At 57.8% G+C, this 23,658-nt stretch carries 19 protein-coding genes; 12 read left to right on the forward strand and 7 right to left on the reverse strand.

Going from position 1 to position 23,658, the window contains the following annotated elements; genetic code table 11:
• Positions 1-499: 499 nt before the first annotated feature.
• Positions 500-1,156 (reverse strand): bifunctional 4-hydroxy-2-oxoglutarate aldolase/2-dehydro-3-deoxy-phosphogluconate aldolase, encoded by a 657-nt coding sequence (locus ACIPF8_RS19290; protein WP_400424054.1) that lies wholly within the window; start codon positions 1,154-1,156, stop codon positions 500-502.
• Positions 1,153-3,045, reverse strand: a complete 1,893-nt coding sequence (gene edd, locus ACIPF8_RS19295) for a phosphogluconate dehydratase (RefSeq protein WP_400424056.1) — start codon at positions 3,043-3,045, stop codon at positions 1,153-1,155. Before edd ends, ACIPF8_RS19290 begins: the two co-directional genes overlap by 4 nt.
• A gap of 318 nt (positions 3,046-3,363) precedes the next feature.
• Here edd and pgi point away from each other — a divergent pair, with 318 nt between their 5' ends.
• The 7 genes from pgi (at position 3,364) to ACIPF8_RS19330 (ending at position 12,147) form a co-directional block, all read left to right on the forward strand.
• On the forward strand, positions 3,364-5,016 hold the full coding sequence (pgi, locus tag ACIPF8_RS19300; RefSeq protein ID WP_400424058.1) for a glucose-6-phosphate isomerase: 1,653 nt from the start codon (positions 3,364-3,366) through the stop codon (positions 5,014-5,016).
• Between the two features lie 144 nt (positions 5,017-5,160).
• Positions 5,161-6,633, forward strand: coding sequence for a glucose-6-phosphate dehydrogenase (zwf, locus tag ACIPF8_RS19305; RefSeq protein WP_400424060.1), 1,473 nt, complete (start codon positions 5,161-5,163; stop codon positions 6,631-6,633).
• Positions 6,634-6,674: 41 nt separating this feature from the next.
• Positions 6,675-7,529 (forward strand): SIS domain-containing protein, encoded by an 855-nt coding sequence (locus ACIPF8_RS19310; RefSeq protein WP_400424192.1) that lies wholly within the window; start codon positions 6,675-6,677, stop codon positions 7,527-7,529.
• 43 nt (positions 7,530-7,572) lie between these two features.
• The gene (locus ACIPF8_RS19315) at positions 7,573-8,793 is read left to right on the forward strand and encodes an AGE family epimerase/isomerase (RefSeq protein ID WP_400424061.1); all 1,221 of its coding nucleotides are present in this window, start codon (positions 7,573-7,575) and stop codon (positions 8,791-8,793) included.
• 83 nt (positions 8,794-8,876) lie between these two features.
• Positions 8,877-9,833, forward strand: coding sequence for a carbohydrate kinase (locus ACIPF8_RS19320; protein ID WP_400424063.1), 957 nt, complete (start codon positions 8,877-8,879; stop codon positions 9,831-9,833).
• A 393-nt stretch (positions 9,834-10,226) separates the two neighbouring features.
• Positions 10,227-11,327 (forward strand): porin, encoded by a 1,101-nt coding sequence (locus tag ACIPF8_RS19325; RefSeq protein ID WP_400424065.1) that lies wholly within the window; start codon positions 10,227-10,229, stop codon positions 11,325-11,327.
• A 292-nt stretch (positions 11,328-11,619) separates the two neighbouring features.
• The gene (locus ACIPF8_RS19330) at positions 11,620-12,147 is read left to right on the forward strand and encodes a cytochrome b (RefSeq protein ID WP_400424067.1); all 528 of its coding nucleotides are present in this window, start codon (positions 11,620-11,622) and stop codon (positions 12,145-12,147) included.
• A 192-nt stretch (positions 12,148-12,339) separates the two neighbouring features.
• On the opposite strand, the gene ACIPF8_RS19335 is transcribed toward ACIPF8_RS19330, so the two are convergent.
• From ACIPF8_RS19335 to ACIPF8_RS19345, 3 genes are all read right to left on the reverse strand, one after another.
• Entirely contained in the window at positions 12,340-14,316 is a 1,977-nt protein-coding gene (locus ACIPF8_RS19335; RefSeq protein ID WP_400424069.1) for a glucokinase, read from the reverse strand.
• A 90-nt stretch (positions 14,317-14,406) separates the two neighbouring features.
• Positions 14,407-15,882: a glucose-6-phosphate dehydrogenase gene (gene zwf / locus ACIPF8_RS19340; RefSeq protein ID WP_400424071.1), complete on the reverse strand. Its 1,476-nt coding sequence runs from the start codon at positions 15,880-15,882 to the stop codon at positions 14,407-14,409.
• A gap of 132 nt (positions 15,883-16,014) precedes the next feature.
• Positions 16,015-16,191: a hypothetical protein gene (locus tag ACIPF8_RS19345; protein ID WP_400424073.1), complete on the reverse strand. Its 177-nt coding sequence runs from the start codon at positions 16,189-16,191 to the stop codon at positions 16,015-16,017.
• A gap of 31 nt (positions 16,192-16,222) precedes the next feature.
• Between ACIPF8_RS19345 and ACIPF8_RS19350 the strand changes: the two genes are divergently transcribed.
• The 5 genes from ACIPF8_RS19350 to tal all read left to right on the forward strand — a co-directional run bounded on the left by ACIPF8_RS19350 (position 16,223) and on the right by tal (position 21,750).
• Complete coding sequence (locus ACIPF8_RS19350) at positions 16,223-17,476, forward strand: ABC transporter substrate-binding protein (RefSeq protein WP_400424075.1); 1,254 nt, start codon at positions 16,223-16,225, stop codon at positions 17,474-17,476.
• Positions 17,477-17,639: 163 nt separating this feature from the next.
• A complete protein-coding gene (locus ACIPF8_RS19355) occupies positions 17,640-18,593 on the forward strand; it encodes a carbohydrate ABC transporter permease (RefSeq protein WP_400424076.1) in 954 nt (317 codons plus the stop codon).
• The gene (locus ACIPF8_RS19360) at positions 18,583-19,476 is read left to right on the forward strand and encodes a carbohydrate ABC transporter permease (RefSeq protein ID WP_400424078.1); all 894 of its coding nucleotides are present in this window, start codon (positions 18,583-18,585) and stop codon (positions 19,474-19,476) included. The genes ACIPF8_RS19355 and ACIPF8_RS19360 overlap by 11 nt, the downstream gene beginning before the upstream one ends.
• 68 nt (positions 19,477-19,544) lie before the next feature.
• Positions 19,545-20,690: an ABC transporter ATP-binding protein gene (locus ACIPF8_RS19365; protein ID WP_400424080.1), complete on the forward strand. Its 1,146-nt coding sequence runs from the start codon at positions 19,545-19,547 to the stop codon at positions 20,688-20,690.
• A gap of 124 nt (positions 20,691-20,814) precedes the next feature.
• Positions 20,815-21,750, forward strand: a complete 936-nt coding sequence (gene tal, locus ACIPF8_RS19370; RefSeq protein ID WP_400424082.1) for a transaldolase — start codon at positions 20,815-20,817, stop codon at positions 21,748-21,750.
• Positions 21,751-21,856: 106 nt separating this feature from the next.
• On the opposite strand, the gene purU is transcribed toward tal, so the two are convergent.
• Positions 21,857-22,726, reverse strand: coding sequence for a formyltetrahydrofolate deformylase (purU, locus tag ACIPF8_RS19375; protein ID WP_400424084.1), 870 nt, complete (start codon positions 22,724-22,726; stop codon positions 21,857-21,859).
• Positions 22,727-22,979: 253 nt separating this feature from the next.
• Complete coding sequence (locus ACIPF8_RS19380; protein WP_400424086.1) at positions 22,980-23,522, reverse strand: polymer-forming cytoskeletal protein; 543 nt, start codon at positions 23,520-23,522, stop codon at positions 22,980-22,982.
• Positions 23,523-23,658 lie beyond the last annotated feature (136 nt).

Raw genomic sequence — 23,658 nt, forward strand, 5'->3', positions numbered from 1 at the left:
CAAGCACGAACCAGCACAGCCGGGACCTGTCAGCGCGACACACAAACTGTCAAATTTTTTATGATCCCGTCCGGCCTTCCCGCGGGGATGGCATTGAACGAGCCGACTACCGCATGGGGCGGCAACTGAATGCGAGGAATTCCTCGGCGTTTGATGAAACTCCGGCGTAGCCGAAGCATGAGACAACCCGCTGACGCGAGTTACGAAACCCAAAAATGTGCCGTTGAGGCAGCACTAAGTTGTTGAGAGCTGGCCATTCTAACAAATTTCCTTGATGACGTCCAGTAATGGGATTGTCGAAAGCTATTACCGCAATGTCTTAAGATCAGAATAACATGCGATTTTACTAATGAATATAGGAATATTCCGAGGCGAAAATAGGATGAACGGAAGAAAAAAGGAGAAAACGAGGACGAGGAAGCAACATGAAAAAGGCGCCGGAATGGCTGAAAAACCGTTCCGGCGCCTTGGCAAAGAAGGATGTTGAAGCGAAGAGAGATCAGAGTGCCTTGCGCAACTTGCTGGCGGCAGCAGCCAATGCCGTGATGCGAGCCCAGTCACCGGACTTCAGCACGTCTTTTGGCGTCAGCCAGGAACCGCCGACACAGGCGACGTTCTTGCAAGCCAGGAAATCCGGCGCCGTTTCCAGCGAAATGCCGCCTGTCGGGCAGAAAGTGACATCGCCCAGCGGACCGGCAATCGCGTTCAGCATGCCGACGCCGCCCGCCGGCACCGCCGGGAACAGCTTCAATTGACGGAAACCGGCTTCACGCGCCGCCATCACTTCGGAAGGCGTCATCACGCCCGGCAACAATGGCAAACCGCTCGACTTGGCAGCAGCGATCAAGGCTGGCGTCAAACCTGGCGAGACGCCGAACACTGCGCCGGCATCACGGGCGGCGACGAACTCATCTGCCTGGGTCAAGGTGCCGACGCCGACAATCGCGCCTGGCACTTGCTCTGCAATGGCACGGATCGCCGGCAAGCCATGCACAGTGCGCAAGGTCACCTCAAGAACGCGAATCCCGCCGGCGACCAGGGCTTTGGCCAGTGGCACCGCATGTTCGATGTCGTCAATGGCGATCACCGGAATCACCGGCGACGCGCGCATGATGTCGAGCAGCTGGTTACCGTAAAGAAGATTTGTTGAGGTCATATCGTAGCTTTCTGTGGTTGTTCAGAATGATGGGCTTGCTCCTGCGTCGGCAACGCCGGCGGCAAGGCGAAACTGGTGGCGCCCTCTTCCGCCGCGCTGACCGTATTGCGGAACATCGCAAACAGTTCGCGGCCCATGCCGACCTGGTTGGCCGACAGATCAATCGCCAGCGGCTGGCGCTGCGCCCATTCCGCGGCAGGCACCAATGCTTCCAGTATACCTTTCTCGGCATCCAGGCGAATCATGTCGCCAGTGCGCACCAGCCCCAGCGGTCCGCCGGCCAGCACTTCCGGCGTGACGTGGATCGCCGCCGGCACCTTGCCCGAGGCGCCCGACATGCGGCCATCGGTGACCAGCGCAACATGGCGGCCGGCATCCTGCAGGATGCCCAACGCCGGCGTCAACGCATGCAACTCCGGCATGCCGTTGGCGCGCGGACCTTGATGGCTCAGGACTGCAATGAAATCGCGATCCAGTTCGCCGGCACGGAATGCCTTCATGAATTCGTCCTGCGAATGGAACACCACGGCAGGCGCTTCTACCACCCAGTGCTGCTGCTTGACAGCGGAAATCTTGATTACCGAACGTCCCAGGTTGCCGCTCAACAGGCGCAGGCCGCCATCGGCAGAAAACGGTTCGGTGGCAGTGCGCAGCACCGAGTCGTCGCCGCTTTTTGCTGGAGCCGGCTTGAACACCACCGCCTCGCCTTCCAGGAACGGTTCGGCGCAATGGGCGCGCAGGCTGTCGCCGAGGATGGTTTTGACATCTTCGTGCATCAGGCCGGCATCCAGCAGTTCACGGATCACGAAACCGGTGCCGCCGGCAGCGTGGAAATGATTGACGTCGGCATCGCCGTTCGGATAGATGCGGGTGACCAGCGGCACCACTGCCGACAATGCATCGAAGTCATTCCAGTCGATGACGATGCCGGCCGCCTTGGCGATTGCCACTAGATGCAACGTGTGGTTGGTTGAGCCGCCAGTCGCCAGCAAGGTGACGATGGCGTTGACGATGCTCTTTTCGCTGACCACATGGCCGACCGGCAGATACTTGTCGCCGCGGTCGGTGATTTTCAAGGCCTGGCGCGCCGCTTCGGCGGTCAGCGCGTCGCGCAGCGGCGTGTTCGGGGTAATGAACGCGGAGCCAGGCAGATGCAGGCCCATCGCTTCCATCAACATCTGGTTGCTGTTGGCGGTGCCGTAGAAGGTGCAAGTGCCGGCACTATGATAGGACTTGGCTTCCGCTTCCAGCAATTCGGCGCGGCCGATCTTGCCCTCAGCGTACAACTGGCGGATCTTGACCTTTTCCTTGTTGGTCATGCCGCTGGTCATCGGGCCGCCGGGGATGAACACGGCCGGCAGATGGCCGAAATGCAAGGCGCCGATCAACAGCCCCGGAACGATCTTGTCGCAGATGCCGAGGTAGACGGCGGCATCGAACATATTGTGCGATAGTGCAATCGCGGTGGCCATGGCAATCGCATCGCGCGAAAACAGCGACAACTCCATGCCCGGCTGCCCTTGCGTCACACCGTCGCACATGGCCGGCGTACCGCCAGCAAACTGGGCGACGCCGCCGGCGGCGTGGACTGCATCCTTGATGATCTGCGGGTAACGTTCGAACGGCTGGTGCGCCGACAGCATGTCGTTGTAGGAAGAAACAATGGCTACCGATGAACTTTTATCCTGCTTCAGCCTCAACTTATCATTCACCGGAAATGCCGCGAAACCGTGTGCAAGATTGGTACATGACAACGCACCGCGCTGCACATCCTGGCGGCGGGCATGCTCCAGGCGCGCCAGGTAGGCGCTACGATATGGCTGGCTGCGGGCAACGATTCTCTCGGTGACCTTGGCAACGCTGGCATGTATGGAGACAGGTGCTGACATGATTGGCTTTCCTTGAAACAGTAGACGAAATGAAATTTTACTACAAAAATAAAGCACTAATGCGAATTTATGTACTTCCCCCGGCATCACCGTGACAATTTTCGAAACAGCGCAGCGTCGTCACCAAATAACAACATTACGCATACAACAAGCCACGACAGCAACATATGTGAGGGAAAAGACATATTTCACAGGCGCGATGCCCGAGTCCGATGCCAGCCGATTCGGCACAACAAGATCGCAAAATAATTTGTAGTGAAATTACCTTCAAGTGTTGTATAGTCGTATAAATTCCCGACCGCCAATAAAGACCAGGATATGTCGCAACCACCGCTCAATACTACCGCCGCCTTTCAGGCTTTGCATGCCCATCACGCAGCAATCAAGGATAAATCGTTGCGCGGCTTGTTTGCCGACGATCCTTCCCGCTTCGCACAATTCTCGGTCAAGGCCGCAGGCCTGTTCCTTGATTACGCAAAAAACAATATCACTGCCGACACCATGGCGCAGCTATTCGCCCTGGCACGCGCGCGCCAGGTGGAGGCACGGCGCGAAGCGATGTTTTGCGGCGAAAAGATCAACACCACCGAACATCGCGCCGTGCTGCACACCGCCCTGCGCGCGCCGCGCCTGCCGGCGCTGGAAGTCGACGGCCAGCAGGTCAGCGTCGACGTCCATGCGGTACTGCAGCGAATGCAGGTCTTCACCACGGCCATCCGCTCTGGAGAATGGCTGGGACACAGCGGCAAACCGATCACCGATATCGTCAACATCGGCATCGGCGGCTCCGACCTTGGCCCCAAGATGGTATGCCAGGCGCTACGCCCTTATCAGCATGCCCACCTGAACATGCATTTTGTCTCCAACGTCGACGGCGACGACCTCGACGCGGTACTGGCGCAGGTTGACCCGCAAAGCACGCTGTTCGTGATCGCCTCGAAAACCTTCACTACCGCCGAAACCATGATGAACGCCCATTCGGCGCGCAGCTGGTTCCTGCGTACCGGCAACGACGTCCAGGAAAGTGACCTGCGCAAGCATTTCGTGGCGGTATCGACCAATGTCGAAGGCGTCACTGCGTTCGGCATCGATCCGGCCAATATGTTCCCCTTCTGGGATTGGGTTGGCGGCCGCTATTCAGTGTGGTCGTCGATCGGCTTGTCGGTGGCGCTGGCAATCGGCTTCGACCAGTTCACGGAATTCCTGGCCGGCGCCCATGCGATGGATACGCATTTCCGCAGCGCGCCGCTGGAACAGAACATGCCGGTGATCCTGGCCTTGCTGGGCGTCTGGTACCGCAATTTCTTCGACTATCGCTCGCTGTCGATTGCGCCTTATCACCAGGACCTGGGCAATTTCCCGTCTTACCTGCAACAGCTGGAAATGGAAAGCAACGGCAAGCGCGTCAGCCTCGACGGCAGCACGCTGAGCGTGGCTTCCTGCCCGATCATCTGGGGCAATGTCGGCACCAACGGCCAGCATGCATATTTCCAATTGCTGCACCAGGGCAGCGACATCACCCCGGTCGACTTCATCGCGACGCTGACCGCCAGCAATCAGTTGCCAGGCCATCAAGCCGCGTTGCTGGCCAATTGCTTCGCGCAATCGGAAGCATTCATGCGCGGCAAGAGCGCCGATGAAGTCAAGGCTGAAATGCAGGCCAAAGGCGTGCCGGCCGACGAAATCGAAGCCCTGCTGCCGCACCGTACCTTCCCGGGCAACCGCCCCAGCAACACCATCCTGATGACGGCATTGACGCCGGCCAACCTGGGTGCGCTGATTGCGTTGTATGAACACAAGGTGTTCGTACAAGGCGTGATCTGGGACGTCAACAGTTTTGACCAATGGGGCGTGGAGCTGGGCAAGGTATTGGCGAGCAACATCCTGGGCGAACTGACCGGCACACCCGCGCCACAGGGTCACGATAGCTCGACCAACGGCTTGATTGAAATGGCCCGCGCAGCTTTATAGTCTCGACTCACACGAACAAAAATCAGGAAATTGGTCGATTGCGGTGGCGACGGATTTTGCCCCGCAGTTTTTCATGGCGGTTTAAACATCTTATTCAATTAGTTGGAGACAGGGCATCACTCCCCTGCCTCGCAAAGGAAACTCATGGCTCTTGCAGAATTTGATTTGGCAATTTTTGGCGGCACCGGCGATCTGGCAATGCGTAAGCTGCTGCCGGCAATGTATGCGCGCGACCGCGCCAACGACCTGCCGCCGGATGCACGCATCCTGTGCATCGGCCGGCACGACAGCAGCGATGAAGATTTCATCAAGATCGTCGAAAAGGATTCCAAGCCACATATTGGCAAGGAATCCATGGACGCCACCATCTGGAAGCGCTTCTGCAAGCGTATCAAGTATGTCGCCATGGACGCCACCGATGGCGCCACCTACAAGGCGCTGGTCGCCGCCATGCGGCCGGACCCGGCAATCACCAATGTGTTTTACCTGGCGACGCCACCCAGCCTGTTCTCGCAGATTTGCAACAACCTGTCCGCCAGCGGCCTGGCAACCCCGAACTCGCGCGTCGTGCTGGAAAAACCGTTGGGCCGCGACCTGGCCAGCGCCAAGCAGATCAATGCCGAAGTAGCGCAAGTATTCTCCGAATCGCAGATTTTCCGCATCGACCATTACCTCGGCAAGGAAACCGTACAGAACCTGTTGGCGCTGCGCTTTGGCAATGTGCTGTTCGAACCGCTGTGGCGCCGCGAGTGGATTTCCGACGTGCAGATCACGATCGCCGAAGAACTCGGCGTCGGCAACCGCATGGGTTACTACGAAAACTCTGGCGCCCTGCGCGACATGCTGCAGAACCACTTGCTGCAACTGCTGTGCATCGTGGCGATGGAGCCGCCGGCATCGATCACGCCGGATGCCGTGCGCGATGAAAAACTCAAGGTATTGCGCTCGCTGAAACGATTCACGCCGGTATCGCTGGCGCAGGACGTGGTGCGCGGCCAGTACCGTTCCGGTCACGTCGAAGGCGTCGCCGTGCCGGGCTACCGCAAGGAAGCCGGCGCCAACCCGAATTCGCGCACCGAAACCTTTGTCGCCGTGAAAGCCGAAGTCGATACCTGGCGCTGGGCCGGCGTGCCGTTCTACCTGCGTACCGGCAAACGCATGGCCGACCAGTTGGCCGAAATCGTGGTGCGCTTCAAACCGATTCCGCATTCAATCTTTGCCCAGCCAAACAGCAGCTTCGAGCCGAACTGCCTGGTAATTCGCCTGCAACCTGACGAAGGCCTGCACCTGAACCTGATGGCAAAAACGCCTGGCGACGGCATGCGTCTGAAACCGGTCGAACTGGAACTGGATTTCCGCGAAAGCTTCAAATCGCCACGCATGGAAGCCTACGAACGGCTGCTGCTGGATGTCTTGCGCGGCCAGCTGACATTGTTCATGCGCAGCGACGAACTGGAAGCCGCCTGGGAATGGGTCGAACCTATCCTCGAATACTGGGACCGGGAAGAAGACGATCCGATTCCATACACCGCAGGCACCTGGGGCCCGGCAGCAGCCAGCGCACTAATCGCGCGCGACGGTTTGCAATGGCGCGAAGAAGCGTTGCCTGAACTGTGAACGGACCTTTCAACTTCACCGTGGCAGGATACTGAATGACCATGCTGCTGGATTCGATCAAGACCCAGATCGACTTGCTGTCAAAGTCGGAGAAAAAGGTCGCGCTGACGATTCTCGACAATCCGCAACTGGCGCTGGCCGAAAACATCACGGCGCTGGCCAAGAATGCGCAAGTGTCGGAACCGACGGTGGTGCGCTTCTGCCGCGCCATCGGCTACGAAGGTTGGCACGACTTCAAACTGAAATTGGCGCAAAGCCTGGCGGTGGCGCTGCCGGGCGCCAACGAAATGCTGGCGCAGGACGACATTGCCGCAGACCTGGTCAACAAGATCTGCAGCCGTTCGATCAACACCCTGCTCGATTTGCGCAATCACCTGAGCGCGGACGCTATCCAGCAGGCGTTGGACGTCCTGCTCAAAGCCAACAAGATCGAGTTCTACGGCCAAGGCACCTCCGGTATCGTGGCAGCCGACGCACAACATAAATTCTTCCGCTCCGGCGTGCCGACCGTGGCCTATTCCGATCCGCACATCCACAGCATCGCCGCCTCTCTACTGCAGCCGGGCGATTGCGTGGTTGCGATTTCACAGCGCGGTGGCAACGCTGCGTTGCTGCGCAGCGTCCAACTGGCCAGGAAAGGCGGCGCCGACATTATCGTGCTCGGTCCGAGCGGCACACCGCTGGCGGAACTGGCGACGGTATTGGTGCCTATCGATTTGAGTTTCAACATCGATCCTTACACGCCGATCTCGGCGCGCCTGGCGCACCTGGTAGTGATCGACATCCTGGCGGTTGGGCTGGCGCTCAAGCGCGGCCCGGAATTCCGCAAGAAAATGCAGAACGCCCAAAAAGCCCTGCAACAGTTCGACATGCAGTTCGATTCATTCTTTCGCTGACGGCGCCCGCGCCGGCAGCGATGCCTTGATAAAAAAGACAAACATGAGACCAGATAACTCCCCTACCGATTCCCGAGACCCCGAATTCCTGCGCGACCGGATGCGCCGCGACATTGCCTTCTTCCACCCCCGTGCATTCGATCCGGACGGCGGATTTTTCCATTATCTGAACGACGACGGCAGCGTCTATGACGCCGCCAGCCGGCATCTAGTCAACAGCACCCGCATGGTGTTCTGTTACGCCCTGGCCTGGCGCCTCGACGGCAAGGAAGAATATCGCGAAGCGGCGCGGCACGGCTTGCGCTTCCTGCAGCAAAAGCACTGGCAACCATCTTACGGCGGTTACGCCTGGGTGCTGGAAAACGGCGTAGCGGTCGACCGCACCCAGCATTGCTACGGCCTGGCGTTCGTACTGCTGGCGCATGCCCATGCACTGCGCATCGGCATCAGCGAAGCCGCTGACGGCATCGCCAGCACCTTCGATTTGATGGAAAAACTGTTCTGGTCGGAACAGGACGGCCTGTACGCCGATGAAGCCACGCCGGAAGGCGTCGTCTCGTCCTATCGCGGACAGAACGCCAACATGCACAGCTGCGAAGCATTGATCGCCGCGTTTGAAGCCACCGGCGAGACGCGTTACCTGCACCGCGCCGAACGTCTTGCACGCAACATCACCGTGCGCCAGGCGGCGCTGGCAACCGGCTGGATCTGGGAACACTACCACGCCGACTGGAGCGTCGACTGGGACTATAACCGCCACGACAGCAGCAACATGTTCCGTCCATGGGGATTCCAGCCTGGCCACATGACAGAGTGGGCCAAACTGCTACTGCTGCTGGAGCGTCATGCCGAACATCTGCAGGGCGATGCCGACTGGCTGCTTCCACGCGCTTGCGCACTGTTCGAAGTCACCATCCCGGCCGCCTGGGACCGCGAACACGGCGGCCTGGTCTACGGTCTTGCGCCGGACGGCAGCGTCTGCGACGGCGACAAGTACTTCTGGGTCCAGGCGGAATCGCTGGCGACCTCGGCGCTGCTGGCGCAACGCACCGGCGACCAGCGCTTTTGGGACAGCTACCAGGGATTATGGGAATACAGCGATGCGCATCTGATCGACCAGGAGCGCGGCGGCTGGTATCGCATCCTGCATCAGGACAACCGCCGCTATGGTCCCGAAAAACCGCCGCACGGCAAAACCGATTTTTACCATCCGATGGGCGCCTACCTGGAATGCCTGGCCGCAGTCGGCAGCCCGCTGCCGTAACCGATCGATCACTCCGCAATCGAAGCCGCAATCGAAGCAACAACGAGTTTGAAGCAAGAAAAACATTTCGCAAGGACGCAGTCATGTCAGCAAGCACAGCAATCGATCAAGCCATTTCACTTCCTCAATTCGTCAGCGCCGGCGAGGCGCTGACCGACATGATACGGGTCGGCGCCGACCAATGGCTAAGCAAGACCGGCGGCTCGACCTGGAACGTCGCCCGCGCCGCCGCCAGCCTTGGCGTACCGTCGGCCTTCGCCGGCGCCATCAGCCAGGACTGGTTTGGCGACGAACTGTACAACGCCAGCCGCGATGCCGGGCTTGACCTGCGTTTCCTGCAGCGCGCTGCGCGCTCACCGCTGCTGGCGATCGTCTACGAGACCTCGCCGCCGCAATACAACTTCATCGGCGACAACAGCGCTGACCTCGCCTTCGACCCAACCGCCCTGCCCGGCGACTGGCAGCAGGCCGCGCAATGGGTGCACTTCGGCGGCATCAGCCTGACCAGGGCGCCGCTGGCGGAGCGTCTGATCGAACTGGCGCAGGATCTGCACCGGCGCGGCGTCAAGATCAGCTACGACCCCAATTTCCGCAACGTGATGGACCAGCGCTACGACCAGGTGCTGAAAAAGATGGCGCAACTGGCGGATGTGATCAAGGTATCGGACGAGGATCTGGTCGGCCTGTTTCGCACCGAAGACACCGCTGCTGCACTGGCGACGCTGCGCAACTTCAACCCGGACGCGACTATTCTGCTGACCCTCGGTTCGCAGGGCGCCGCAATTCACGCCGGCCAGCGTCAGTGGCAGGTAACTCCGCCGCCGATCGAGATTGTCGATACGGTCGGCGCCGGCGATGCCGGCATTGCCGGACTGATTTACTCGCTGATCCAGGAAGCGGCTGCTGCACCGCAATCGATTAACTGGGAGCAACATTTACGCTTCTCGGTTGCCTGCGGCTCGGCGGCCTGCCTGAATGCCGGAGCCAAACCGCCGCAATTGCAGCAAGTAAAAACACTGCTGGAAAAAACCGGAATTTAAGGTCAGATTGCCGCAGTGCGCCATGCGATATCAAATAGTGTGTAATGTGATATCCAAAAATGTATCTAAATTACTTGTAGTAAAAATACAGATAAAAAGATCGTCGAACTAAAATAAATACAAAAACTATCCTGCAGCCCTATTTCTACTAGCAAACCGCCTGCCATAACTACTACAAACGCGTGTAGAAAATCTGCCAGTGCTGTAAATTAGCAACAGAAATATAGTAAAACTACACAAATAAAACAAAAAAGTCATAAACAGGTTTACCATCATCAACAACAAAGCAATCGGCAATAAAACAAGCAATTACGAAAGCCCGGTTCAAGAATTTCGAGCTACCAAAGACTCGGAAAGCAGTGGTCAACGCCACATTTTTACTTAGGAGATGAAATGAGAAAAACAGTTTTGAAAGCCCTGCCGTTGGCAAAACCACTCGCGGTTGCAGCTGTTCTGGCTTGCGCCTTCGCTAGCCAAGCCCAAGCGCAAACCAATGTGACCATCTACGGTCGCGTCGACGCTGGCATCAACTACCAAAGCAATCAAAACGGCGGCAAAGACGCAAATGGCAATACCATTCGCGGCGGCCAATGGGGCGTCGGCGGCAATGAATGGGGTACCAGCATGTTCGGCCTCAAGGGCACCGAAGATCTGGGTGGCGGCTTGAAAGCGATTTTCACATTGGAAAACGGTTTTGACGCCAGCAATGGCCGCGTTAACGGCGGTTCGGGCTTGTGGACTCGTCGTTCGTGGGTTGGCCTGACCGGTGGTTTCGGTACCATCAAAGCTGGTCGTGACCTGACTCTGCCAAGCGACATCGTCTGGAGCCTGGATCCAACCGGCCAACAGGCACTGGGTTCGGCGACATTGGTTAACGGTCGCAACTGGCCACAAACCAGCAACCAAGTCCAATACATCACACCTGACATGGGCGGCTTCGTTGCCCAAGGCGCATACGGCGCCGGCGAACAAGCCGGTTCGGCCAAGAAAGGCAACAGCGGCGGTCTGGCATTGGCTTTCATCCAGCCAACCTATGAATTGCGCGCAATGTACGACGTTGCCAACGATCCACTGAACGGCCAATACGACTCGCTGTGGCAATATTCGAAAGAGTTGACAGTTGGCGGCACAGTGACCATCGACAAGCTGAAACTGTTCGCTGCTTACCAAAACCTGTCGGCACCAGCTGTCCTGACTGGCCCAACCAAAGCTAATCACTTCTGGATCGGCGCCAACTATCAGATCACTCCAGCCCTGACACTGATTGGCGCGGCATATCACGTCAAGCTGAATCAAGACAGCGGCAGTGCCAATCTGTTCATGGTTGGCTCCAACTACAGCCTGTCGAAGCGCACTCTGCTGTATGTCAGCGTCGGTACGCTGCGTAACGGTTCGCAAACCGACTTCCAAGTTGAAACCGGTGGCCCTAACGGCAACGGTCTGACTGGACAGAACCAAACTGCGTTCTACACTGGTATCAGCCACTCGTTCTAAGATAGCAAGCATTGACGGGCGCGCCGCTTGAGCTCGGCGCGTCGGTCGGTCTTGTTAAGTACTATGTTGTGCTTGCTGCGTGAGTGGCATTAGTGAAAGACGTCCCTGGGTAACTCCCAGATTTTGCCCATTCGCGTGCGAGTGGGCATTTTTTATGGGCGCACCGTTTGCAATCACCTCCTACAACCAGGCATATCCCAGACGAACCCCAGGCGAACGCTGGCGAACAACGTTGTCTTTGCCCTACCCCTGTGACAGAATCGCAGGATTCAAACCCATACCGGCTGAAAAAATGGTCCGACCTTCTTCCCAAGAACGCTTTTCCCGGCCAGCAGTCTGGCTTCACTGGACCATTTTCCTGCTGGTTGCCCTGGCCTATCTGGCGATCGAGATACGCGGCCCCAAGGGCAGCGATTCGCGCGCGTTCTGGTCTGCCACCCACTTCTGGGCCGGCTTTGGCGTACTGATGCTGTCCATCGTGCGCGTCGCGTGGCGCAGCTATCAAACCCCGCCACCGCCGGAACCTGACCTGCCCTTCTTGCAGTTTCTCTCCAAGGCCGCGCATCTGCTGCTCTACATCTTCATCATCGTGCAACCGATACTCGGCATCCTGACAATCAACCTCGGCGGACACCCGGTCACCTTGGCCGGACTAGGTTCGTTCACTGTGGTAGGCCCCGATCATGACCTGAGGAAGATCGTCAAGGAAGTCCACGAAACGCTGGGTAACGTCTTCTACTGGGTAATCGGCCTGCATGCGCTGGCGGCGCTCTGGCACCACTTCATCAAACGCGACAACACCTTGCGCCGGATGCTCTGAACGCATCGCCAAAACTGGCAGGGATTGAAATGAAAAAGGGCGCCGAGGCGCCCTTTCCATTTTAACGGCCGACTGATTATGGCCGTAGGGTGGGCAGATCTTCTGCCCACCCTGAATTCACTCAACGATTGACCAGCCTTCCGCGTGGGCATCAGTGCCCACCCTGCAAGCTCTTGCGAACAACATTCCCGCCTACTTGATATGCGAAATCACATTCGGCGACAAAGTGACCTCCTGATCACCATGCGCCGAGCGCTCCGCCTTGCTGCCGTCTTCAGCCGTCATCTTGTCGCTGGCCGACTCAGCGTGCAACGAAGCGATGTGGGTCAGGATGCCGCGTTTGGCCTGGCGCTGCAATTCCGCGAACGGGCTGGAGCGGTTGAGTGAAACCCCTACCGCCAATACATCAATCAACAACAGCAGCAAAATCCGCGACACCATCGGGATATGCATCATGCTGCTTTCGTCGTGCTCGACCGCCAGTGTGTAGTGGGCGCGCTTGGCCAGTTGTGAATTACTCGGCGCCAGTGCAATGATGGTGGCGCCGGAATGCACCGCCACCTCGACCGCAGGCGCCAGATGGCGCAAACGACCGGAGTTCGAGATGACCACCACGACATCACTGCTCTTCAGCATGGCAGCTGATACTTCCTGCAGCTGCGGGTCGGTATAGGCCGACGAAGGAATCCCGAGCCGGAAGAATTTTTGCTGCGCATCTTCCGCCACCAGGCCACAACTGCCGAAACCGTAGAACTCGATGCGGCTGGCCTGGCTCAATACCTCGATCACGCGCGATAAAGTATCGGCATTGAGGTTATCGCGCACTTCCATCATCGCCGATATGGTGTTGTCGACTACCTTGACGCCAACATCCAGCGACGAATCGCCGACATGCACCTGGCTGTGGGTCACCGGCACAGTGCCGGTGACGCCGGAAGCCAGCTTCAATTTGAAATCGGCCAAGCCCTGGCATCCCATGGTGCGGCAGAAACGAATCACGGTCGGCTGGCTGACGTCGGCACGCCGCGCAATTTCCGAAATCGGCTCGCTCATCACGGCACGTGGGTGCGCGAGGATCAGGCCGGCAACCTTCTGCTCGGCCGGCGAAAACTGATCGCGCGCCTTGCGAATTCTTTCCAGGATAGGCACCGCGTTGCCGCCGCCCAGATGCTCGGCGAGAATCGCCGCGACGCCGACAAACGCCGGATACGGCGCAGTAATCACAAAGGTCGGGATTTTCGCCATGTAGCTGCCGAAACGACCCTTGCTCTCAAAGCGGGCACGGAACGGCGAACGGGCGAAATACTCGCCCAGGCGCGGCACTACGCCGCCGCCGATGTACAAGCCGCCCAGCGTTCCCAGCGTAACCGCGACGTCGGCAGCAACCGTGCCCAGCATCGCGCAAAAACATTCGACTACTTCCATGCACAAAGGATCGTCGCCTTGCATGGCGCGCTCGACGATTTGCGCGGTGTGCAACGGCTCCGGCTTGGCGATTCCCTTGAGATCAGCCAATGCCTGGTAAATCATTTCGATGCCGGGACCGGACACCAGGCGTTCCGCCGATACGTGCGAATAGGTGCGCCAGCAAAACGCCAGCACTGCCGCTTCGCGCGCATCGCCCGGAGCAAAGGTGACGTGGCCGCCTTCGCTACCCAGCGCAATCCAGCGCCCTTCGGTAGGAATCAAACCGCCGACGCCGAGGCCCGTGCCGGCACCGACCAGGCCGACCACGCTGCCGCTGAGCGCCCTGCCGCCACCGATCTGGACGCAATGCGATTGCTCCAGATGCGGCAATGACATTGAGAGAGCGGTAAAGTCGTTGACCACTAATAAGGTATCGAGATTCAGCCGGCGCCGGGTTGTCTCAATCGAAAATTCCCAATCGTGATTGGTCATCTTGATATCGTCGCCCTGTACCGGATTGGCGATCGCAATCGCGGCGTGGCGCACTGGCGGACGGCCGCTGGCGGTCAGGTAGGCTTCAACTGCCAGCGCAAATTCGGCATAATCAGCGCAGCGCAAAGTCTGGATCGTATCGATCTGACCCGGTGCGCGCTCCAGCGCGAAACGGGCATTGGTGCCGCCTACGTCTGCCAGCAGGCGCGGACCATCCAGATAGCTAGTTGCTGAACTCTCACTAGCGTTCATGATCGTGGATGAAGACATGGTGTAAAACTTTCACTTGAATACTGTTAGTAGGATAGGCTCCAGCGACTGACCTGGCCTTGCCTTGCTTCTTAAAATTTCTGAACTTGCTCAACGATCTTCCGGCCATTGCGCTCCGGCCCGCTCCATCATCGCAAACGATGCGGTCGGTCCCCAGCTTCCTGCCATATAGGGTTTCGGCGGCGTCGACGTTGCCTGCCAGTGGAGCAACAGCGGCTCGACCCAGCGCCAGGCAGCCTCTTGTTCGTCACGCCGCACAAATAACGATAAATTGCCGCGTATCGCATCCAGCAGCAGGCGCTCATAGGCTTCCGCCCGACGCTGCTTGAAGGCTTGGTCGAACGCCAGGTCAAGCGCTACCGGTTGCACTACCATGCCGTCGCCAGGCTGCTTGGCCAGGCAGTGTAATTGAATCGACTCATCCGGCTGCAGGCGAATTACCAGGCGATTACTGCTGCTTCCCGACTGGCCGAACGGCATCGGCAGGATGGCGTGAGGAATCGGCCGAAAAGTGATCACGATTTCCGCAGTGCGCTGCGCCAGGCGCTTGCCGGTGCGTAGGAAAAATGGCACGCCGGCCCAGCGCCAGTTGTTGATCTCGGCATGCAGCGCGACAAAGGTCTCGGTCTGCGACTGCTCGGAAACGCCGGCTTCTTGCCGGTAAGCGACAACCGACTTGCCGTCGACGGCGCCCGACACATACTGGCCGCGCACCGCCCTGAGTTCCATGTCTTCGGCCGAAAACGGCTTCAGCGCGCGCAGCACGCGCAATTTCTCGTCGCGCACGGCATTCGCATCCAGCGAAGTCGGCGGCTCCATGGCCACCATGCATAGCAATTGCAGCAGATGGTTCTGCACCATATCGCGCATGGCGCCGGTGCCATCGTAGAATTCGCCGCGCCCCTCGACGCCGATCTGCTCGGCAATCGTGAGTTGCACATGCGCCACCGACTCGCGCCGCCAGAGCGGTTCGAACAAGGAATTGGCAAAGCGCAGGGCCAGCAGGTTCTGTACCGCTTCCTTGCCGAGGTAATGGTCGATGCGGTAAATCTGGTCTTCGGCAAATACCCGCGCCACCGCATCGTTGATTGCATGCGACGACAGTAAATCATGGCCGAGTGGTTTCTCCAGCACCACGCGCGCTTGCGACAAATCGATGTTGCTGGCGGCCAGGTTGGCGCAAATCGGCTCAAACAACGACGGCGAAGTCGCCAGATAGAACACCGAGACCGCCTTGCTGGTCGCCAGCGTAGCGGCCAAGGCCTGGTAACCGGCCACATCTAGCAAATCGATCGACAAATAACTGATGCGCGCGAGGAAACTTTGCCAGAGCGCTTCGTCTGCCTGCCCTGCAATCCCGCCCTTGACATAAGGAATGGCGCTTTTGCTGACCCAGGCCAGGTAGTCGTCGCGACTGAAATCCTGTTTGGCGACGCAAATAATGCGGCCGTCCTGATGCAACTTCCCTTCACGATGCGCAACAAACAACGCAGGAAGAATCTTCCGCATCGACAAGTCGCCGGTAGCGCCGAACAACGTAAAGGTGAAAGGAATATGTGGAGGCATCAAAATTTTTGTAATAAATAAAAAACTTATATTGCAATATTAATGTAGCATTACTACAATTACAAGCGGCGAAGGGAACAAAACCTTCATATTTACATTGAAATCCAAGATAACATGTAGTTTTACTAGTTTTCACATGATACACAGGAGCGATGCAGGACGTGCGTCGCTTCGCAATTTCCCTCGGCTGCGATGCAATAACAGTTGCAACGGCATCGCAGCGGGTTTGAAAGCTGAAGTAGGAAGGTAGAAGTCCGGCAGGTCGGCAAATGCATCATGTTGCCGGCCACCATCAAGAAGCGTTTTCATCACAAGCAATTTCTCAACACAGGAGACAAGAATGAAACTGAGTCAAATAATAAAATCGGTATTCGCAACCACTGCATTGCTGTCCAGCGCCGCGGCCGTCCACGCCGCTGAAGTTGAAGTGCTTCACTACTGGACTTCCGGCGGCGAAGCAAAATCGGTCGCCGAACTGAAGAAGATCATGGAAGCCAAGGGCGTTACCTGGAAAGACTTCGCCGTCGCCGGCGGTGCCGGTGAAAACGCTACGACCGCATTGAAAGCCCGCGTCATCGCCGGTAGCCCTCCGACAGCGGCACAGATCAAGGGTCCATCGATTCAGGAATGGGGCCAAGAAGGCGTGCTGGCGAATATCGATGCCGCAGCCATTCCGGGCAAGTGGGATTCGTTGCTGCCTAAAGTCGTTTCCAACACCATGAAGTACCAAGGTCACTACGTCGCTGCACCGGTCAACGTGCACCGCGTCAACTGGCTCTGGATCAACCCGGAAGTCCTGAAAAAAGCCGGCGCAAAAGTGCCGACCAACTGGCCTGAATTCTTCGACGCAGCGGACAAGATCCAGAAAGCCGGCTTCGTTGCTATCGCTCACGGCGGCCAACCTTGGCAAGATGCGACCGTATTTGAAACCGTGGCGCTGGGCGTCGGCGGCGCCGACTTCTACAATAAGGCCTTGGTCAAGCTCGATCCAGCTACGCTGACCGGCCCAACCATGATCAAGACCTTCGATACACTGGGCAAGATCAAGGGCTACATCGACAAGAACGCCGCAGGCCGCGACTGGAACCTGGCGACCGCCATGGTCATCAACGGCAAGGCCGGCATGCAGTTCATGGGCGACTGGGCCAAGGGCGAGTTCACTGCTGCCGGCAAAGTGCCAGGCAAGGATTTCCTGTGCGTAGCGGCGCCTGGCACCGACAAGTCGTATACCTATAACATCGACTCGATCGCCATGTTCAAGGTCAAGAATCCTGAAACCCAAAAAGCGCAGCTGACCTTGGCAACCGCCATCATGAGCCCGGAATTCCAGGAAATCTTCAACCTGAACAAGGGTTCGATCCCGGTCCGTCCTGATATCCCGCGCACAAAATTCGACAGCTGCGCGATCAAGTCGATGGATGACATGGCAGCCTCGAGCAAGGCCGGCACGCTGGAACCAAGCATGGCGCACGGCATGGCTGTCAATTCGGCAGTGCAAGGCGCAATTCTTGACGTAGTCTCGAAATTCATGAACTCCAACATGACTTCGCAAGCTGCAGTACAGGCACTGGCAAAAGCAGCAAAGACACAATAATCAAGTATTTCATTGCGTATTTTATTGCTTACTTTGTTGATTAATCAGAGAAAATGAGAACTGGGGCCGGAGCGAGTAAGATCGATTCCGGCCCCCGCTGTGTTCGGCAATGGCTAACACTGCATTGCCAGGCACGGCATTGATCCTGCTTCAGGAGACTTGCATGTCCGATCACACCCTCCCCTATACAGCAGCCGCTGTCGGGAGTCCAAGCCACACGCCCAAGCAGCAAGGGCGGATTGCGGCAATCGCCGATGCGTGGCTGCCACGCCTGGTATTGTCACCTACTATCATCCTGTCACTGGTCTTCGTATACGGCTTTATTGGCGTCACCGCCTGGCTGTCGCTGACCAATTCGCGGATGCTGCCGAATTATGAAATTTCCGGCTTCAATCAATATGTCGAGCTGTTCGGCCTGGATCGCTGGTGGGTTGCTGCCGCCAACCTGGGCATCTTCGGCGGCTTGTTCATCCTGTTCTGCCTGGCCATCGGCCTCGTCATGGCAATTCTGCTGGATCAGAAAATCCGGGCGGAAGGCGCGTTGCGCGCGATCTATCTCTATCCAATGGCCTTGTCGTTCATCGTTACCGGCGCCGCCTGGAAATGGATCTTGAATCCTGGTCTTGGCCTGGAAAAGATGATGCACGACTGGGGCTTCGCCAATTTCCATTTCGATTGGCTGGTCAACTCCGATTTCTCTATCTATACCGTAGTGATCGCCGGTGTCTGGCAATCATCGGGCTTCGTGATGGCCTTGTTCCTGGCCGGTCTGCGCGGCATCGACGACAGCATCATCAAGGCGGCCATGGTCGACGGCGCCAGCTTGCCGACCATCTATCGCCGCATCGTCATTCCGGCGCTGCGCCCGGTATTCTTCAGCGTATTGCTGGTCCTGGCGCACATCGCCATCAAGAGCTTCGACTTGGTGATGGCCTTGACTGCAGGCGGCCCGGGCACCTCTTCGGACTTGCCGGCAATTTTCATGTATCAATTTTCTTTCTCACGTGGTCAGCTTGGATTGGGTGCGGCGTCGGCAATGATGATGCTGGCAACCGTACTGGCAGTGCTGGTGCCCATGATGTACCTGGAAACCAAAGGAGCACGCAATGGCCGCTGACAGCACTAGCAACACCATTTATCACGAAGGCAGCAAACTGACCGCCGGCCGCGTGGTGATCTACGCACTACTGGTCCTGTGTGCGCTGTACTACCTGGCGCCGCTGTACGTGATGCTCAGCACCTCGGTGAAAACACTGGATGAAATCCGCACCGGCAACCTGCTGTCGCTGCCGATGTCGCCCACCGGCGCCGCCTGGAGCAAGGCCTGGAGCAATGCCTGTACCGGCGTCGATTGCAACGGCCTGCAGCCGTTCTTCTGGAACTCGATCAAGATGGCGGTACCGGCAGTGCTGATTTCGACCCTGATCGGTTCGCTCAACGGCTATGTGCTCGCACACTGGCGTTTCCGTGGTTCCGAAATCCTGTTCACCGCGCTGATGGTCGGTTGCTTCATTCCGTTCCAGGTAGTGATCCTGCCGATGGCCCGTTTGCTGGGCTTGGTCGGCATGGCCAATACCACGCCCGGCCTGGTGTTTGTGCACGTGGTCTACGGTATCGCCTTCACCACATTGTTCTTCCGTAACTACTATGTGACGGTGCCGGAAGAACTGGTCAAGGCAGCCCGCATCGACGGCGCCGGTTTCTTCATGACCTATCGCAAGATCATCTTCCCGCTGTCGCTGCCGATTTTCATGGTCTGCTTCATCTGGCAGTTCACGCAGATCTGGAACGACTTCCTGTTCGGCGTGGTGTTTGGCGGCTCCGATGCCAAGCCGGTGACGGTGGCACTGAACAACCTGGTGAATACTTCGACTGGCGTCACCGAATACAACGTCAACATGGCGGCTGCGATTATCGCTGCCCTGCCGACCTTGGTGGTGTATCTGCTGGCCGGGAAATATTTTGTGCGCGGGCTGACTGCTGGTGCGGTCAAAGGCTAAATTGAAGCGACTGGCCGCTGCCTTGGGCGCGGCCACGTGATGAATAAAATTTAAGGAATCAGTTAAAGATGGCAAGCTTATCAATTCGCAGTGTGCGCAAGGTCTACCCGAACGGCAACGAAGTCTTGAAGGGTATCGATCTCGAAATCGAAGACGGCCAGTTCCTGATCCTGGTGGGCGGTTCGGGTTGCGGCAAATCGACCCTGCTGAACATGATCGCAGGGCTGGAAACAGTTTCCGAGGGTCAGATCATGATTGGCGACCGTTGCGTCAACGACGTCGCGCCGAAAGAGCGCGACATCGCCATGGTGTTCCAGTCCTACGCGCTGTACCCGACCATGACAGTCCGTGAAAACATTTCATTCGGCCTCGGCATCCGCAAGGTCCCGAAAGCCGAGCAGCAAAAGATCGTCGACCGCGTCGCCACCACGCTGCAGATCACCCACCTGCTGGACCGCAAGCCGGCCCTGCTGTCGGGCGGCCAACGTCAGCGTGTCGCCATGGGTCGCGCTATCGCACGTGATCCTGCGCTGTTCCTGTTCGATGAACCGCTGTCCAACCTGGATGCCAAGCTGCGCGTCGAAATGCGCGCGGAAATCAAGCTGATGCACCAGCGTCTCGGCAGCACCATCGTCTATGTGACACATGACCAGATCGAAGCGATGACGCTGGGCGACCGCATTGCCGTGATGAAGGATGGCGTCGTGCAGCAGTTCGGCAGCCCGCAGGAAATCTACGACAATCCAAGCAACCTGTTCGTGGCCGGCTTCATCGGCTCGCCGTCGATGAATTTCATGCGCGGCAAGCTGGTAGCCAATGGTCATGGCCCGGCCTTCGAACTGGAGCATGCCGGCGAGAAAACGCTGTTGCCTCTGGCGCCGACGCAAGCGCAAAACCCATCGATCGGCAGCTGGCTAGGCAAGGAAGTGATCCTCGGCATCCGGCCGGAACACGTCACTGATGCCCAGAGTGCGCGTATCTCGGACGCCAATGATGCGCAGGGCGACTATCATCCGACCGAAGTCGGCTGTACCGTCGAACTGACCGAGCCGACCGGCCCCGACACCTTGGTGTTCACTACCTTCAACAATGCACGCGTAACCTGCCGTACCCACCCGCGCGCAGCGGCCAAGCCGAAGGATCGCTTGCAACTGGCGTTTGATCTGTCGAAGGCGGTATTGTTCGATGCTGAGACCGAAGAACGGATTGGCTAAACAGCAACTGGGCAGCTGACAACATTGCCGGGTCGATGCGTGCCAACCATGGCACGCATCGATAAATTGCGTAGAATGGCAGGAAGGCATTTCCGATTAACAGTTCCTGCTTTTCTACGCTGCCATGAACCAACTCGAACAACTCAAGCAATTCACCACCATCGTTGCCGACACCGGCGACTTCCAATCCATCAAGGCGTTCGCGCCACGCGACGCCACCACCAACCCGTCGCTGATCCTGAAGGCGGTGCAAAAGCCCGAGTACGCGCCGTTGCTGAGCCAGACAGTCAAGGAACACGCCAACCTCGCCACCGGCGACATCATCGATCGTCTGCTGATCACCTTCGGCCAGGAAATCCTGAAGATCATTCCGGGCCGCGTCTCGACCGAAACCGATGCCCGCCTGTCGTTCGACACCCAAGGCACTATCGACAAGGGGCATGCACTGATCAAACTGTATGAAGCTGCCGGCATCGACCGCGAGCGCGTGCTGATCAAGATTGCCTCGACCTGGGAAGGTATCCGCGCCGCGGAAGTGTTGCAAAAGGCCGGCGTGCATTGCAACCTGACCTTGCTGTTTTCGCTGCCGCAGGCAATTGCCTGCGCCGAAGCCAAGGTGCAACTGATTTCGCCGTTCGTCGGCCGTATCTACGACTGGTACAAGAAATCCACCGGCCAGGACTACACTGGCGCCGACGATCCGGGCGTGCAATCGGTCAAGCAGATCTACAGCTACTTCCGCAAATTCGGCTACGCCACCGAAGTGATGGGAGCCAGCTTCCGCAACACCTCGCAAATCATCGAACTGGCTGGCTGCGACCTGCTCACCATCAGTCCTGATTTGCTGCAGAAACTGGCTGAAAGCGACGCGCCCGTCACCCGCAAACTGAGTCTGGAAGATGCGCAACAGAGCGACATCAAAAAGATCAATCTCGATGAAACCACATTCCGCACCATGCTCAACGACGACGCGATGGCTACCGAAAAATTGGCCGAAGGAATACGCCAGTTCAGTGCCGATGCGGTCAAGCTGGAGAAGATGGTCGACGCCCTGCGCTAGAACCTGACGCGCCACAACGGTGCTGGACGCAAGTTAAAAAAATGACCCCAACGAAATGGGGCCATTTTTTATTTCCGAATGAAGCATTTGAACGCTTCAGATCGCCTTACTTGAACACCACGGTCTTGTGGCCATTGAGCAGAATCCGATGTTCGATGAAACACTTCACCGCCCGCGCCAGCACCACGCATTCGACATCGCGCCCTATCGCCGTCAAGGTTTCAGGATCCATCGCATGATCAACCCGCGCCACATCCTGTTCAATGATCGGACCTTCATCCAGGTCGCCGGTGACGAAGTGCGCGGTGGCGCCGATCAGTTTGACGCCGCGGTCATGGGCCTGATAGTAAGGCTTGGCGCCCTTGAAGCTTGGCAGGAATGAGTGATGGATATTGATGGCGCGACCGGTCAGCGCGGTGCACATCGAGGGCGACAAAATTTGCATGTAGCGCGCCAGCACCACCAGATCGATGTTGTTGGCTTCGACGATTTCCATGACCCGCGCTTCCTGCGCCTGCTTGGCCTGCGCCGACGCGCCAGCCGCCAATGGCAGGTGATGAAATGGAATGTTGTAGCTCGCCGCCAGCTGGTAGAAATCGGTATGGTTAGAGACAATCGCCGGAATCTCTACCGGCAGCAGGCCGCTCTTGTAGCGGAACAGCAAGTCGTTGAGGCAGTGGCCGATCTTCGACACCATCAGCATCATGCGCGGCTTCTTGCCAGCGTCATGCAATTGCCAATGCATTTGCATCGTATCGGCCAGCGCTGAAAACTGCTCGCGTAAGTCCTGGTCGCTGATCGACGCATCGTCGGACGAAAAATGCACGCGCATGAAGAACAACTGCGACTGGGCATCGCCAAACTGCGCGGAATCGATGATGTTGCAACCGTGATCGGCCAGAAAGCCCGAAACGCGGTGAACGATGCCACGCTGGTCGAGACAAGACAAGGTGAGGATGTATTCTGGATAGCTCATGTGATATGTTGTGTAAGCGATAATCTGGCGCTGCAGCCGCAGGCTAAAGGCGCTATTGTCGCATGCTTGCATGCACAACATACAAGATAGACAAAAAACCGGGATGGAAATAGCTCCCACCCCGGTTCACCGCAACAAGTGGTAGCACGGCCGCGATCCGCTGACGGATAGGCCGTGATACCGCCTCGTAGCGGCTTGTTATTTTTTAGTTATTTTTTAGTTATTTCTTAGTTATTTATTAGTTACTGATTGATTAGACAGAGGCGGTAACAGCAGCGGCCGCGCTGGTCGCAGCCGGCTTGGCGCTGGAAGCCGTGCCAACTTGCACTTCACCTGTCAGTTGGCCGCCTTCTTCGATGACCACTTTACCGTAGCGAATCTTGCCGGAAACCTTGCCGGTCGAGTAAATCACCAGTTTTTCGCGGACGGTCAGGTCGCCGTCGAACTCACCATAGATTTCCGCCAGGTCGATTTCTGCCGAACCCTTGAAGGCGCCCTTTTCTGCGATGTGGATCACGCGCGAATTCATTGTCGCTTCAACACGTCCTTCAACCACCAGCGTGTCGCAATCGGTAATCTCAACGCCTTTGAGCTTGATGTTTGGGCCAACGATCAGTTTGCTGCCGACTTCATTGGTGCTGGAGGAGGAAACGTGACTGACAGGAGTGCTCACAGGATTGCTCGCCTTTGGAATGGAGGAAGTGCTGCCGGAAGTCAGGTTGCTACCGGTGCTGAAAGGAGAATTAGGGGTTGGTGTTTCGCGCTTGCCGCCAAAAAATGTATCTGATTTAAGCATGTGATCTCCTGGAAAATGCTGTCTAGCCAATGACAACCCTGTGGGTTGATTCAGTAATGAAAACACCGTCGGCGCCACGCTTTACACACCAGAACTCAAGTAGTGTTCGCAACGACAACGATATGAATAACAAGTG

The sequence above is a fragment of the Collimonas sp. NPDC087041 genome (genome assembly GCF_044745265.1).
GTDB lineage: Bacteria > Pseudomonadota > Gammaproteobacteria > Burkholderiales > Burkholderiaceae_D > Collimonas.